The sequence below is a fragment of the Prevotella sp. Sow4_E9_plate genome (assembly GCF_052116205.1).
In the GTDB taxonomy this organism is placed as follows: domain Bacteria; phylum Bacteroidota; class Bacteroidia; order Bacteroidales; family Bacteroidaceae; genus Prevotella.
This window is the reverse complement of sequence record NZ_JBQKLN010000003.1, coordinates 98,230-113,671: the sequence shown is the minus strand read 5'-3', so window position 1 is coordinate 113,671 and position 15,442 is coordinate 98,230. Positions and strand designations below refer to the sequence as shown.

Sequence of the window (15,442 nt, the reverse complement as noted above, 5' to 3'; positions counted from 1 at the left end):
TCACTATTTATAGAGTTTCTTGATTTCAGCTCCCTGATAGTAGTGCAGAAGGATGGCATCATACAGATAGCCTTCCTCGCCCATCACGGCTGCACCAATCTGACAGAGACCTACTCCGTGTCCCCATCCAGCTCCGACCAGTTCGAAACGCTGAGGAACTCCCTGCTCATCTATATCATATTTATCCACGATAAAGGCAGAACTGAGGAGATGACTGTCACTCAGCGTGCGGCGGATTTCGAGTTCCTTACCGATGGTGAAGGTTTTCTCCGTACCGATAATCTGGAGTTTACTGATTCGTCCACTCGTTCCCCGTTCTACGGATTTCATATCAAGGATAGAACCCAAGTCCATCTTCAGTCTGTCAGCAATGAGCTGCTGCAGTTTCTCCTGAGTAAGGGTTACCTTCCAGCGATAGAAGTCTACCGTTTCCTGGTCGTAATCGTTCAACACCTGTGAGAGGATTCTCTTGTCCTGCGTGTTGCAGAAAGCAGGAGGGTTGAAGCGAATCCACTTCTCAGCCTCTTCCTCATTTGTCAGATTAGGCAAAGTAGATTCTATTCCTAATGCAATATCCCTCACCGCAGTGAGATAATTCTTCGGTGTATCTTCCCAACAGTACTGGAACTCCTCTGTGACTCCACCGCAACATTTAGAGAATCGGGCATCGCATATCTCATCACCATCCAGGAGCACCTGTCCCTTGGTCTGACGAATAGCCTCAGCAACATGTGGAGAAGTTTCCTTCGTGATTCCCTGGTAACGCTGGCAATGGTCATCTGCACAAACATCAAAGATGGTATGGTCTTCGCGATCGTACCAGCGGATGAGCATATCTTCCTTCTTGGTGAAAGAGAAGAAATTATTACCACTTTCTGCAACATCCCTATGCTTCTTCATCTGCGCCAAAAGCCAGGAACGGGAGATAACGGCATGTGCCTTCAAAAGTTCGAGACTGGAAGTGGCACTCATCTCACTACTGATTACACTCTCCAGATACTTCTCTACAGGCAGTTCGTTGATGGCACAAATCTTATCCGACTCGACCACGAAACGCAATGTTCCGAGGAAAGTCTGGGTTTCCTTGCGCTCCCAATGGAAGTTGACACCAATCGTAACATCGCTCAGCGAGAAGGAAGCGTCCGCACTCTGTGGATGGAAAGTCAAGGAACTATACTGATTACCGTTCCAGAGTACACCACCTTCTGAGAATTCCACCTCCTGTTCGCCGATTACTGTCTCGCCCTTAGCCAGATAAGGTTTATTGAGAGAGAAATGAATCTTCTGTCCGCTCACAATACCCACCTTCACCTCAGGTTCCTTGTCATAACTGTATAAGGCAGAAGTACCGACCTGCAGTTCAGCTTCCTTTGAAGCCTTGAGTTTGGTAACGATGCTGTTCATCTTATCCGTAGAGACACCACATTCCTGCAGAATGGCAGTAGCACTCTCTTCGGTCAACTTACGGAAGTCTTCCTCACGGGGAGTAATGATGAGTCCCGACATATCCAAGGCTCCAGGAGAAACCATCATCTGTGCATCGCCTTCTGCAAAATAAGCCTCAGGGCGGTGTTTCTCTCTAGGAATAACCACAGAGATATACTCATCCCCCTTGCGCCATGCGATGATATTCATCATTGGTTCAGTCTCATCACCACGAACAGGCATCGACTTATAGAGACGTTGGAAAAGAGCCTCATCGCTGTCCTCACTCTTGGAGATGATGACAAAGGCTGGAACAACAAAGTCATGAATCAAGGCAATCTTTTCGTCATCATTCAGAGAAATGATATCAGTAAGGTTGCGAGAAAGTCGCTGCCAATTAGCCTGCAAAGGCAAGATGGCACTGGTACCTGCCTGGAAATGAAGATGATCAGGAGCTGAGGCTCCACACTTCGGACCGTTATAGAACACCATCAACTCGCTATGCAAGCTCAGGAACCGGTGCATCTCACCATAATTCTTATAGATAGACTGCGGCTGATGCTTTCTTGCAGGAATCGTGAAATGAACAGGCAGAATCGGGAACGGATTCACCAAGAGAAGGAAGCGTTCATCTATCTGTTTTGAAATCTGCTCCTTAGGACGGTTCTTGTCGCAAAGGAAACATGGACGATCACCCAATGTCTTCTTATCAATCTTGGCTCCGGTGCTCACGATGCGTGCCGGATTCCACTGCACTTTCAACTGGTCGGAGAGCTGATGGGTCTCCACATGCTTGAGATCGCGGAAGCGGTGACGGGCATCAGCCCATTTCTCCATCTGGCGATTGAAGAAACGGGAGATACTGCTATCTTCCATTATATCAGCCTTGCCCTGCAACATCTGCTGGCGCGCCTTCAACTCCATGGTGCGAAGACGGTCCTTATAAAGATTATTGGCATTTACCTTATCGATACTCAAGGCAGCATCACTATTTCCTCCCCAACGACGGCAGAGGTAAAGTTCATCGTAGATTCTGCCAATACGGTAGCGACGAGAGAACACCAATCCCAAGGCATAGTCCTCACCATAACTGGTATTAGGAAATTGAATCTGACGGACCAATGGGGTAAAGAAGGCACGAGGAGCACCCAATCCATTGATACGCAGAGCGTTATTACAGCCATTATCTTCGGTCCACTCCTTATGGTCTATCAATCCAGGAGGCAGTGTATTGAGATCGAAATCGCACATGCGATAAGAGCCGATCATCATGGCAGCCTTCTGCTTATGGAAGGCATCTACTATCTTTTGCAGCGTCTTAGGGGAAGAATAGAGGTCATCACTATCCAGCTGGACGGCAAACTTACCACAATGGTCGCTGTTGATAGCCATATTCCAGCAGCCACCAATGCCAAGGTCGTTGCGATCAGGCACAATCTGGACAAGGCGTCCTGCCTGCTTATCATTCCGTTCCTCCATCTCATGGGCAATCTCTGAAAGGATTTCGCCCGTACGGTCGGTAGAATGATTATTTACCACGATAACATTAAACTTGAAGCTGGTCTTCTGACTGAGTGCGCTTTTCACTGCGTCAGCTATCGTCTTTTCACGGTTGAATACCGGAATAATGACAGAAGCCTCGTATTCAAACTCCTGCTCATCAAAATCAGGCTGTCGATAGTAATTGGTATCAACCAAGGCTCCCACCTTTTCGAGATGATGGGTGCAAGCCTTCTCCATCTCTATCTGTACCTCCCGGTTGCGAGGGTTCACATAGTCGAACTGCTTTTCTCCACTCTTTCTGGTATCGAGCTCATCTTCCGTATAGAGGAATTCATTGATATGGAAAATCTCTCCCACTCTACTCAGATAAAGACGAAGGTCATAGAGTCCTGCAAACTGATATTCCTGTCTGTCCTGCTGTGCTGCATAGTCGAGCAGATTCTGTGCCTTGACAAGCCAGAGACTTCCGAAATCGAAGTCATCACGAAGTGAACCAGCCTGATAGTCGATGACCGGATGCTTCTCCAGTTTACCCTCCTGAACAGAGTAATGATCGGAGTATACCATGACCGCTCCCGTATCATCAGCGGTACGGAGGAAACGTTCCAAGGCATACAATCCCCAACGGATAGGAGTGGCTTTGGTACAAATGATTACATAGTCGGCATCGGTGTTCTCAGCAATACTACTAACAGTATTGGAACTCTCCAATCGGTCGACAACGATAAATGTACAACCATCAGGCACTTGATGAGAAGCAGCGAAATCAGCACTCACCAAGAGATTGATATGTTGAACTGTCTTGTTGTCATGAAGTTCCAAGAGTGCTTCTTGGGCAACATCCAGGTCTTCACAAGGCAAGAAAAGGTCTATTTTTTGTCTCATTTCTTTGTTTCTATTTTTTCGTTTTTCGTCCCATTTGGGGGCATCAAACTATGTTTTTTATCTTTATTTCAACTTATTATCTTAAAATATGTGGCAAAGATAACAATTTTTCGGCAAAAAACACTATCTTTGCAGTATGAATAATGAAAAAAAATATCTTTTAGGCCTTACACTTGCCGAATTGAAGCAGGTGGCAAAGGATCTCGGCATGCCTGCCTTCACCGGCGGACAGATGGCGAAATGGCTCTATGAGCAGCATGTAAAGAGCATTGATGAGATGACCAATATCTCGAAAGCCAACCGTGCAAAACTCGCTGCCGAATACGAAATAGGATGCTTCGGATATTCCGACGCACAACATTCTGTGGATGGTACCATCAAGTATCTCTTTCCTACCCGAAGTGGCAAATTTGTGGAAACGGTTTATATTCCAGATAAGGACCGTGCCACGCTCTGTGTTTCTTCGCAGGTGGGTTGCAAGATGAACTGTCTCTTCTGCCAAACAGGTAAGCAGGGATTCGAGGGAAGTCTGCCTGCCGGCGACATCCTGAACCAGATTTACTCATTGCCAGAGGTAGACAAGCTCACCAACATCGTATTCATGGGACAGGGCGAGCCAATGGACAACCTCGACAACGTGCTTCGTGCTACGGAAATTCTGACTGCCGACTATGGCTGGGCATGGAGTCCGAAGCGTATCACGGTAAGTTCTGTTGGCGTGAAGAACAAACTGAAGCGATTCCTGGAAGAGAGCGAATGCCATGTGGCTATTTCCATGCACGATCCTATTCCTTCAGAGCGCGCAGAACTGATGCCTGCAGAAAGAGGTATGGGTATTGAGCAGGTGGTAGAGCTTTTGAAGAACTACGACTTCTCCCACCAGCGTCGCCTCTCGTTCGAATACATCGTATTCAAGGGAGTGAATGACAGCATGCAGCATGCCAAAGCTATCATCAAGTTGGTAAAGGGACTCGATTGCCGTTTCAACCTGATCCGCTTCCACCAGATTCCAGACATCCCACTGCAGGGCGTGAATGACGAAAAGATGGAGCAGTTCCGCGATTACCTTACCTCGCACGGCGTGTTTACAACCATCCGTGCCAGCCGTGGACAAGACATCTATGCAGCCTGCGGCTTGCTGAGTACCTCGAAGAAGATTGGCGAAATACGCCAGCATGAGGACGAAGAGAAAAAAGAGTAGACGAAAAGAACATAGCATAATGGTGAGAAATACGATAACGTTTCTTTTCCCGTTCTGCCTGATATTTCTCCTCTTGACAAGTTGCGGTTTAACGGGGAAGAACAGGAAAAAGCCAGCCAGTACAGGGCAACCTTACGAGATTGTACTGGAAGGAGATACCGACAGCATCGTTACCAGGATACTGACGGAAGACGTTCCAGCCCTTCCCCAACCCGAGCCTCTCTGCAAACTGATTCAGGTGAAGAAGGGGAAGACAAAAGGCAGCTACCTGCTCGTCAGAACCCGCATCATCGTCAATATCACAGATAAAGACTTCGCTGTCAAGTTGAGCCACGATGAGAATGCTGAACCGCAAAACATCATCCGCATCAATGCCCATTCCGTACAGCAGCTGCGAGAAAGACTCAATGGCGAAAAGCTCCGCCAAATTGTAGATGAAGCTGAACTGAAGCATCTGGCAGAGATGATCTCCAACAATCCCAGCAAGCAGAACAAGGAGATGCAGGAAGAGGTAAAGAAGACATTCGGACTTGACATGAAAATCCCGGTATCGATGAATGCCAGCAAGAAGGCAAAAAACTTCATCTGGATTTCGAACAACGCAAGTACGGGAATGCAGAACCTGCTCGTGATGAAAGTGAAGAGTGAAGAACGAAGAGCAGGAAAAGAGAAGAGTGAAGAACGAAGAATGAAGAATTCAAATGCTTTTCATGTAAATGTAAATGACAAGGCTCAGATTGATAGCATTCTTCGAACCAACATGCCGGGCGAAACCGACAGCATGTATATGACCATTCCTGTTCTTTTAGAAAGAGGACTCTGGGAGATGAAAGGGGATGCCATGGGAGGACCTTACGTGATGCATCGCATCCATAACCTCTATGTCATCGGCTTCGTCTATGCACCCGAAATGAAAAAGAAAATATTAATCAAGCAGCTCGAAGCTGCGATTTCCACAATAAAATAAAATACATCAATGGACAATAAGAAAATCAGAGTGGCTATCACTCACGGAGATACCAACGGTATCGGATATGAACTCATCTTTAAGACATTTGCTGAATCTGAGATGCTGGATTTCTGTACACCAATCATCTACGGTTCACCAAAGGTGGCAGCCTATTATCGCAAGGCGATGAACCTGCCAGCACAGTTTTCTATCATCCAGAAAGCAGAAGATGCAGAAGAAGGACGCATCAACCTGCTTGCAGCTGTAGATGAAGAGGTAAAGGTAGACATGGGTATGCCTACCACCGAATCGGGAGCAGCAGCTATCAAAGCGCTCGACAGAGCAATGACTGATTTCAGAGACAATCTCTATGATGTGCTAATCACAGCCCCTATCAATAACCAGAATGCCCAGATAGAAGGTTTCCCTTTCAAGGGGCACAAGCATTATATCGAAACTTGTCTTGGCGAAGGACAGGAAGCCCTTTCCATCCTCGTAGGTGGCAACCTTCGCATAGCATCAGTTACAGAGAAGACTCCATTCAAAAATGTAATAGCCGGAATCACCGAGGAACGCATTATCGAAAGAGTAAAGCTCATGCAACAAACCATCAAAAGAGATTTCCTCATCACCAACCCACGCATAGCAGTGCTTGCCCTCAATCCTCGCAGCAACGAAGAGGAAAGTTGCGGTAAGGAGGAGAGCGAAATCATCATTCCTGCTATTGACAAATTAGCAGAACAAGGCATTCAGGCTTTTGGTCCATACGCAGCAGATGAGTTCTTCGGTAAGGGATATTTCAGCGACTTTGACGGAATCATGGCCATGTATCATGACCAAGCCACTACCCCATTCCATTCTCTCTATACAGAGGATGGCGTCATCTACACTGCAGGTTTGCCTATCATCCATACAGCAGCCAACATGGCACCAAGTTACAGCATTGCAGGCTGCAATGAAGCTGACGAGTCATCGTTCCGCCAGGCAGTATTCCTGGCTATTGATGCTTTCCAGAACAGAAACAGCTATGATGAGGCAATAGAAAATCCACTTCCAAAACTCTATCACGAGAAGCGTGACGAGAGCGAAAAGGTAAGATTCTCTATCCCAAAGAAGGGCGGCAAGCCATTCCCTCCAAAGAATGAAAAGAACTTTACACCTCGTCCAAAGAATGAAGGTCAGGAAGCTCCACAAGCTACAACTGAACCAGCTCAGCAAGTAGCTCCAGAAGCTTAATTTAAAGCAAAATATGATGCCCAAGAATAGGTAAACGTTAAAAAAGACCTATTTTTGGGCAATATATGCTGATATTTCAAAAAAAATGTGTAATTTTGGCAGCTAAATGGATACATCTGAACTACAGAAAATAAAACAACGCTACAATATCGTCGGAAATAGCGACGGATTGAATCATGCTCTCGATGTCGCCTTACAGGTGGCACCGACAGATCTTTCTGTGCTTATTATCGGAGAAAGTGGAGTTGGTAAGGAAATCATTCCGAGGGTGATCCATGACAACTCACCAAGAAGAAGAGAAAAGTATTTTGCCATCAACTGCGGAAGCATTCCTGAGGGCACTATAGACAGTGAGCTCTTTGGACATGAGAAGGGTTCCTTTACCGGAGCCATAGGAGAAAGCGAAGGCTACTTCGGAATAGCCAACAAGGGTACTATATTTCTTGACGAGGTGGGCGAACTGCCCATACAGACTCAGGCAAGACTGCTGAGAGTGCTGGAAACGGGCGAATATATCCGCGTAGGTGGAACAGAGATTCGCAAGACCAACGTACGAATCGTTGCTGCCACCAACGTCAACATGAGAAAGGCAATCAGCGAAGGAAGATTCCGCGAAGACTTGTATTACCGACTGAATACAATTCCTATCCAGATGCCTCCACTTCGCGAACGAGGAAATGACATCTTACTGTTGTTCCGCCTTTTCGCCATGCAAATGGCAGAGAAATACAATCTGCCAAAGATCAGCCTGACAGAAGATGCCAAGAAACTCATGCTGAAATATAAGTGGCCAGGCAACGTGAGACAGCTCAAGAACATTACCGAGCAAATGTCGGTATTAAGTCGTGAACGGGAAATTAACATGGAGACACTCATGCATTTTATCCCACGCGATGAAGAGACTACTCAACTTGCCACCATTCCACAGAGCAACAACACCTCGCACAGTTATGAAAACGAACGAGAATTTCTCTATAAGATTCTTTACGAACTAAGAGGAAACGTGAGTGACCTGCGAAGAGAGGTGGGATCATTGCGCAAGCAACTGGATGAAGCCCGTCAACTAAGAGGAGCAGAAGGATTCAGTAGTCCTACCTCTGTATCGAACATGAGTCCAACAACCTATCCGGCAGAGTTTGAAAAAACACAGTCTATCACACCAGCAGAAGGAATGATGCGGCATGACACAGGAATCATCCAGCATGACACAGGAATCATCCGACATGAACCGGGAATCATCCGAGCTGACAAAATGGGACAATCGGAACCAGAAGAAATCGAGGCAGAAGAAATCAAAGAGAACGACTCACTGAATCTCGATGACTTGAGCAAACAAATGATAGAAAAGGCTCTGGAACGCAACAATGGCAATCGAAAGAAAGCCGCTGAGGAATTGGGTATATCAGACAGAACACTTTACCGGAAAATAAAGAAATATAAATTATGAAGCAATTACGCGCGTACATATATATATTAGGGATTTCATTGGTCATAGGCATCATGACTGCATGTTCCGTTAGCTACGGCTTCAACGGCGCCAGCATTGACTATACCCAGACCAAGACTATCCAAATAGCAGACTTCCCTATCAGAAGTTCATACGTTTGGGGACCAATGGGACCAATGTTCAACAACGAGCTGAAAGACAAATTTGCCAACAATACCCAGTTGCGACAGGTTTCCCGTAATGGCGACCTGAAGATTGAGGGTGAAATTACCCAATATTCACAGCGCAACAAGTCGGTATCTGCTGAAGGTTATTCTGCACAGACAGAATTGAGTATCACCGTCAATGTCCGTTTCACGAATAACAAGAAACATACCGAGGACTTCGAAAAGTCATTCACCTCTGCAAAGACCTACGATACCACACAAAGTTTAGCTTCTGTTCAGGAAGAACTGGTCACCCAGATGGTAAAAGACTTGGTAGACCAGATATTCAACGCTACAGTAGCTAACTGGTAAGGAAATAGTAAGTGAAGAACGAAGAGTGAAGAGTGAAGAATTCAACAGCTATACAAATCATAAAGTTCAAAGCTCAAAGTTCAAAGCTCAAAGTTCATAGCTCAAAGTTCATAGCTCAAAGTTCATAGCTCAAAGTTCATAGTAACCAAACATTAAATAGAAAAAAGTGGAATTAAGCAGATTGATACAACACCCAGAGGAGATGAACCGGGAGACGCTCTACGACTTGCGCGCCCTCTTGGCTCTATATCCCTATTATCAAACGGCTCGCCTCTTGATGTTGAAAAACCTGTACCTACTCCACGACCCTAGTTTCGACGAAGAGCTACGCCGTGCAGCCATCTACATAACCGACCGCAAGGTCATCTTCGAAATGGTTGAAGCAGCGCACTATCAGTTCAAGAAAGAAAACTATGGGGAAAAGAGCAAGGCTTATCCTACTCAAGGAGAAGCATCAAAAAGCAACTTGCACAATACATCTAAGGCAGACCGCACAAGCGACCTTATCGACAGTTTCCTAGGTTCTATACCAACAGATGCAGAAGAAAAAGAAGCTAAGAAAGAAAAGCGGAAGCCAACACCTGCAGATGCAGCTGTTGATTATGTAGCTTATCTGATGGAGACTGAAGATCAAGAAGAAGACGAGAAACCTTCAAGAACCATCAGTCTGATTGATGACTTCATGGAAGATGGAGGATTCAAATTGCCAAAGATACAGCAAGGAGAGGAATACAAGCCAGAATACACGCCTCAACTGGAAGATGACAATGACAACGAGGAACAAACTGAAAATAGTGGTGTATTTACAGAAACCCTCGCCCGCATCTACATCAAACAGGGCAAGTATGAACGAGCTTATCAAATTATCGAGCGACTCTACAAGCAGCATCCATACAAGAGTGCCTACTATGTGGACCAGCTAAGATTTCTTGAGAAACTGATATTAAACGGAAATAATAAAAATAACAAATAAAAATAATAAATAAAACTAGTTTTAAAAAATGGCTTACACATTATTTGTAGTATTAATCGTCCTGGTAGCAATCATGATGATTTTCATCGTGCTCATCCAGGAATCAAAGGGAGGTGGACTTGCAAGTAACTTCTCTTCAACAAACTCTATCATGGGCGTTCGTAAGACAACCGACATTATAGAGAAATTAACATGGGGTCTCGCTGGTGCCATGGTAGTTATCAGCATAGTTTGTGCTTATGTAGCACCTCAGGCAGCTGGTGAAAGCAGCGTTATGGAAGGTGCAACTCAGGAGCAGACTGCTCTTCCTGCTATGCCAGGTGCTAGCAAGGATGCTGCAGCAGGTGCTCAGAAAGCAGCCCCAGCAGCTAATGGTGCAGCAGATGCACAGAAAGCAGCAACTCCAACTGTACCAGCTAGCCCTGCTAAGTAATAGCTTGTAAACTTATAAATAGCATTTTCCCATCAAAAAAACTGCAGTTTTAAGGGGAAATGCTATTTTTTTACAGAAAAATGAATTTTTTCAGAAAAAAGTTTAGAAAAAATTTGGTGGATTCAAAAAAATGTAGTACCTTTGCACTCGCTTAAAAGAAATAACAATTAAGCAAGCTAACATGGTGGACGTAGTTCAGTTGGTTAGAGCGTCAGATTGTGGTTCTGAATGTCGTGGGTTCGAGTCCCACCTTCCACCCATAAAGCATTAAGATTGCCAATCTCTAGTATTAGAGGTTGGCTTTTTTATTTTCATCCATTTCTCATTTATCTTCATCTTCCCCCTATTGGTTTTCATCCAGCATCCATAGTGAAGGAAAAAAAATAAACCATACAAGATGACCGAAGGCATCCTATATGGTTTATATATCCTTATATTCGATTACTCACTCTGCCATTTACGGGAACTGAGGATAATCCTCAAAACGAGGCTTGCGCTTCTCCAGGAAAGCCTTGCCACCCTCCTGAGCCTCATCCATGGTATAATAGAGCATCGTTGCATCACCAGCCAACTCCTGAATACCAGCCTGACCATCCAACTCAGCATTCAAGCCAGCCTTGATCATACGGAGAGCCAAAGGAGAACGCTCCATCATGATTTCAGCCCATTCTACGCAGGTATCTTCCAACTGGTCGAGAGGAACCACCTTGTTGACCATTCCCATCTCTTCTGCCTCCTTCGCAGAATACTGCTTGCAGAGGAACCAGATTTCACGGGCCTTCTTCTGACCAACCATGCGTGCCAGATAAGAAGAACCGAAACCAGCATCGAAGCTTCCTACCTTAGGACCAGTCTGTCCGAAGATGGCATTCTCTGAAGCGATGGTCAAGTCGCACATCACATGAAGCACATGACCACCACCGATGGCATAACCGTTCACCATGGCGATAACAGGCTTTGGCAAACGACGAATCTGCATCTGTACATCAAGCACGTTGAGACGAGGCACACCATCGTTGCCAACATATCCACCTCTACCCTTCACATGCATATCTCCACCGGCACAGAAAGCCTTGTCGCCAGCACCCGTCAGGATAACCACACGGATATCCAGACAGTCACGACAGTAGTTGAAAGCCTGCGCCATCTCCCAGGTAGTCAATGGAGTGAAGGCGTTGCGATAACGCTCACGATTGATGGTAATCTTAGCAATGTGATTATACTCCTCGAAGATGATTTCCTTGAAATCAAAACCTTCTATCTTTTTCCATTCTCTCATTTACTTTGAACTTTGATTATTGAACTTTGAACTTTATGATTACTTTCAGGTTACTTTCAGAAAGGATGGTTCATCCTTCTTTCTCTGATGATAACTCTAAACTATTATAATATTCATCCAGAACCTGATTATCTGTTTCTATATCCGTAAGAACCTCCAGAAGCATCGGTCTGCTTGACTCGGTATGGATGAGCCAATCGATGCCCTCACAGAGCGACTTCATATCATCAGCGTTCTGATAGGCTACATCTTGTGCCAGACAGATGTGATAAGCAGAAGTGCAATGCTCAGCCATCACCAGTTTCTCGCGTGCAGCACTTTCCTTCAATCCCTTGAACTTGGCAAAGATGGCTCCGCCGCCATTATTCAAGAGCAAGATGCGAAGACTGCCATTGAGATTCTGGTTCCAGAGGGCATTCTGATCGTAGAAGAAACTCAGGTCGCCCAACACGCAGAAAACCTTCTGCTGGCTCCTGGCATCAGGATGATGATATTCCGAAAGATAGATAGACAAGCCCGCAGCTGCAGATAGCGAACCCTCGATACCATTCACCCCCCGATTGCAATGCACATACTGGCGGGCATAAATGCAAGCCAGACGAATAGCCATGCTATTGCCATAAAAGAGACGGCACTCACGAGTATCATCCAGTGAATGAGCCAGAAACTCGGTCTGAAAAGCCTTCACCGCAGCCATACTGCTGAAGGATGGTTCATAATCGAAAGCATGACGCTTAGCCGCCCACAGTGCTTTTTCCCAACGTTCCTTATACGCATCCACTTCATCCCGATAAACCTGATCATAAGAGGTCATGGCATCCGCCAGCAGTGTGGTATCGCATTGGAAGATACGGTCAATACGCATAAAGGTATCGATGTAATCACCATCGGTGCTTGCCCGCCACACCTTAGCACCTTTCTTCACGGCAAGGCGAAGGAACAGCTTGAGGCGCTTGCTCACCAGGGTGCCTCCTACATAGAGAATAAAATCGGGCATATAATCCCCGTTATCTCCCACATTATTCAGCACTTCATCGAAATTGGTAACCAGGAGATTGCTGGAAAATTCCCGGCATGCAGGATCCTCGCTTGACGTGCCTAAAGCCGTCGGTTCGATGAGCGTAACTGCCCACGAATCAATCTGCTTGATACCGTAAAGCTGACTGCATGGATAATCCTGTCCCACCACGATCATCGGCTTTCTGGCATTCAGAAAATCAAGCATATCACCGTAATGGAAACTGCCGCCAAAGAGATTGGTCTTCACGTAATCCACCCAATGAGTTTTCGGCAGCTTGTCTACCGTAAACTGATAGAGAGGTTCAGAAAGCTGGATATTGATATGTACCGGACCTATCTTGCGGTGCACGCAGTCGATGACCGCTTCATGCACCAACCGTTCACAATACCAAGCCTGCTCCTCGTTGGATACGATTGGAAGATTCACACTTCTGTTCACCATCGTACCGAATACATGAGCCTGCGGCAGGGTCTGTCCATCCTGCTGGCCTATCCAAGCCTCCGGTCTATCTGCCGAAATGATGATGATTGGCAACTTCTGATAATAAGCCTCACAGACTGCCGGATAGAGATTGAGCAATGCAGAGCCGGAAGTAACACAGACCGCTACCGGATCCGGACACGGTGACGGATTACCCAAGGCAATACCCATAGCCACAAATCCCGCACTGCGTTCATCGGTGACTGGATAGCAGGTAATGCCATCCATCTCATTAAGATTATGTACGATGGGCGCATTACGACTTCCAGGACAAACCACTACTCTTCTCACACCATGAGATGCGAGAACAGCCGTCAGGATATTGACATTATCGATATTACTAAACACGAAAACTAATTTATAATAATATAATTTACAATTAATAATTAACAATTGCCAATTCTGCTAAAGCAAAACCCGTCTGATTGTCTGCATTTTAGCTTCAGTTTCCTTCCACTCCTTTTCCATCTCGCTCTCCTTGAGCAATCCGCCACCGGCATATAGTTCACAGATGCCATCCTGCAAGATGTTCATGCAGCGGAGAGAAACGAAGAGATGAGTCTTTCCCTGCGAAGAAATCGGACCGACAAAACCGCTATAGTATTTACGGGAATGAAGCTCATGCTGCAATATGAACCGGCGAGCCGCATCCTTTGGGATACCACAGACTGCAGGCGTAGGATACAAAGCATTGATTACATCCCCCAACCTGCCTTTATCCAGCAATCTGAAAGAGATATCGGTACGGAGATGATAAAGATTGGCAGCCATCGTGGTATACGGACCTTTCAGTCTGTAATCCCCAGCAAAGCCCTTGATGCAGTCTTCGATATAATCCGTAACATACTGCTGCTCTTCCCTGTTCTTCTCCGACCATTCCACGCCCTCTACCGGATAATCAGCAATGGTTCGGGAAGGCTCCGCCTTTTGCGTACCTGCCAAAGACATCGTCTGATACTCATCTCCCTCCCCCTTGAGCAAGATTTCCGGAGTTGCCATCAGCCACATACCCGATTGGGAAGTATAAACTAAGGCAACGAAAAGACGAGGATACATACGGCAGGTTTTCAGGAAAAGCGCCTTTAAAGACGCAACATCCTGAGCATCAACACTATCTATTTTTTTTATTCTGATTTTATCACTCACCAGAGAAACTTTTCTTGCCAAAACAATCTTGCTGAATGTCTCTTCGGATAACTGCTGATGAAAGCATTCAAACTCTCTGGCGTAGGCCTCAAAATTACGTCCCGACGTAGCGTTTACTGCGTCCCGATGCAGTTCTGGCTGCGTCCCGACGTATGAAGAGCTACGTCGGGATGCATTTTCAGCCCCATCAGGAGAGGATTGCGGCGCCTTCTCTCCAGGGCCATTTTCGTTCCCCACAGCAATCAGTTTGCTTTCATCAGGATGAATCAAAAGCACAGGACAATCGCTGGATGGCGAGAAAGGAGCTATTACAAACCCCTCCTTACCATTCAGTTCTGCCACAGAGAAGAGAACTTCCGGCTCACCCTCATGCTGCACCACATAATGAGCGTGATGCAGATAAGGCAAACGATAGTATGCAAATGCCGTCATACTTTATTCTTCTGTCTTATTAGATTCCTCCATCTTAGTATCTTTCTTCTTAGGAGTAAACACATAGTTGGTTACCTGTACGGTGCAGATCAACTCATCAGCAGTGTTTTTGATTGCAACTTCCCAAGTATGCAGGGTCCTGCCTTTGTGAACCAGCTTGGCATATGCAGTAACCGTATCTCCCTCGCTCACTGCTAGTACATGAGTGCCACTCACATTGATGCCCACAGCTATCTGACCAGGGCAGAGAGCCAAGGAGCCGATACCAGCCACATTTTCCGCCAGTGCCAGAGAAGCACCCCCACTCAGGAATCCGAATGGCTGGCGATTACGCTCATCCACTTTCATCGTAGCCTGAAGCGTATCAGGCTCAGGAGTTGAGATAAAATGCATGCCGAGGGTTTTAGAAAGTCCATCGGTCTTACTTATTCTTTTTACTACTTCGTCTATGTTCATCCTTATCAAAATTTAAAGTTGGTTGTTTAGGGGGATAAGAGCAAACGGATGTCCAACT

Annotated in this window: 12 protein-coding genes and 1 tRNA gene; 8 read left to right on the top strand and 5 right to left on the bottom strand. The window is 46.0% G+C overall.

Annotated elements, in window-relative coordinates; genetic code table 11:
- Positions 1-3: 3 nt before the first annotated feature.
- Positions 4-3,813 (bottom strand): DUF4922 domain-containing protein, encoded by a 3,810-nt coding sequence (locus ACTQ53_RS02180; RefSeq protein WP_441931857.1) that lies wholly within the window; start codon positions 3,811-3,813, stop codon positions 4-6.
- A gap of 136 nt (positions 3,814-3,949) precedes the next feature.
- On the opposite strand from ACTQ53_RS02180, the gene rlmN reads away from it, so the two are divergent.
- The 8 genes from rlmN to ACTQ53_RS02140 all read left to right on the top strand — a co-directional run bounded on the left by rlmN (position 3,950) and on the right by ACTQ53_RS02140 (position 10,829).
- Positions 3,950-5,014 (top strand): 23S rRNA (adenine(2503)-C(2))-methyltransferase RlmN, encoded by a 1,065-nt coding sequence (gene rlmN, locus ACTQ53_RS02175; RefSeq protein ID WP_218415707.1) that lies wholly within the window; start codon positions 3,950-3,952, stop codon positions 5,012-5,014.
- A gap of 19 nt (positions 5,015-5,033) precedes the next feature.
- Positions 5,034-5,981 (top strand): DUF4837 family protein, encoded by a 948-nt coding sequence (locus ACTQ53_RS02170; protein ID WP_441931856.1) that lies wholly within the window; start codon positions 5,034-5,036, stop codon positions 5,979-5,981.
- Positions 5,982-5,990: 9 nt separating this feature from the next.
- Positions 5,991-7,199, top strand: a complete 1,209-nt coding sequence (locus ACTQ53_RS02165) for a PdxA family dehydrogenase (RefSeq protein WP_217760417.1) — start codon at positions 5,991-5,993, stop codon at positions 7,197-7,199.
- A 106-nt stretch (positions 7,200-7,305) separates the two neighbouring features.
- Entirely contained in the window at positions 7,306-8,646 is a 1,341-nt protein-coding gene (locus ACTQ53_RS02160; protein ID WP_441931855.1) for a sigma-54 interaction domain-containing protein, read from the top strand.
- Positions 8,643-9,164: an LptE family protein gene (lptE, locus tag ACTQ53_RS02155; protein ID WP_294969079.1), complete on the top strand. Its 522-nt coding sequence runs from the start codon at positions 8,643-8,645 to the stop codon at positions 9,162-9,164. Before ACTQ53_RS02160 ends, lptE begins: the two co-directional genes overlap by 4 nt.
- A 166-nt stretch (positions 9,165-9,330) precedes the next feature.
- Positions 9,331-10,137, top strand: a complete 807-nt coding sequence (locus ACTQ53_RS02150; RefSeq protein WP_441931853.1) for a tetratricopeptide repeat protein — start codon at positions 9,331-9,333, stop codon at positions 10,135-10,137.
- A gap of 28 nt (positions 10,138-10,165) precedes the next feature.
- The gene (secG, locus tag ACTQ53_RS02145; protein ID WP_153125770.1) at positions 10,166-10,570 is read left to right on the top strand and encodes a preprotein translocase subunit SecG; all 405 of its coding nucleotides are present in this window, start codon (positions 10,166-10,168) and stop codon (positions 10,568-10,570) included.
- A gap of 183 nt (positions 10,571-10,753) precedes the next feature.
- A tRNA-His gene (locus ACTQ53_RS02140) sits at positions 10,754-10,829 on the top strand.
- Between the two features lie 198 nt (positions 10,830-11,027).
- Here ACTQ53_RS02140 and menB read toward each other — a convergent pair.
- The 4 genes from menB to ACTQ53_RS02120 all read right to left on the bottom strand — a co-directional run bounded on the left by menB (position 11,028) and on the right by ACTQ53_RS02120 (position 15,384).
- Positions 11,028-11,849 carry a 1,4-dihydroxy-2-naphthoyl-CoA synthase gene (gene menB / locus ACTQ53_RS02135; protein ID WP_089545278.1) on the bottom strand — a complete coding sequence of 274 codons (822 nt, stop codon included), beginning with the start codon at positions 11,847-11,849 and terminating at the stop codon, positions 11,028-11,030.
- A 70-nt stretch (positions 11,850-11,919) separates the two neighbouring features.
- Positions 11,920-13,698, bottom strand: a complete 1,779-nt coding sequence (menD, locus tag ACTQ53_RS02130; protein ID WP_294969088.1) for a 2-succinyl-5-enolpyruvyl-6-hydroxy-3-cyclohexene-1-carboxylic-acid synthase — start codon at positions 13,696-13,698, stop codon at positions 11,920-11,922.
- A gap of 57 nt (positions 13,699-13,755) precedes the next feature.
- Positions 13,756-14,928, bottom strand: coding sequence for an isochorismate synthase (locus ACTQ53_RS02125; RefSeq protein WP_441931851.1), 1,173 nt, complete (start codon positions 14,926-14,928; stop codon positions 13,756-13,758).
- 3 nt (positions 14,929-14,931) lie between these two features.
- Positions 14,932-15,384, bottom strand: coding sequence for a PaaI family thioesterase (locus tag ACTQ53_RS02120; protein ID WP_218415700.1), 453 nt, complete (start codon positions 15,382-15,384; stop codon positions 14,932-14,934).
- Positions 15,385-15,442 lie beyond the last annotated feature (58 nt).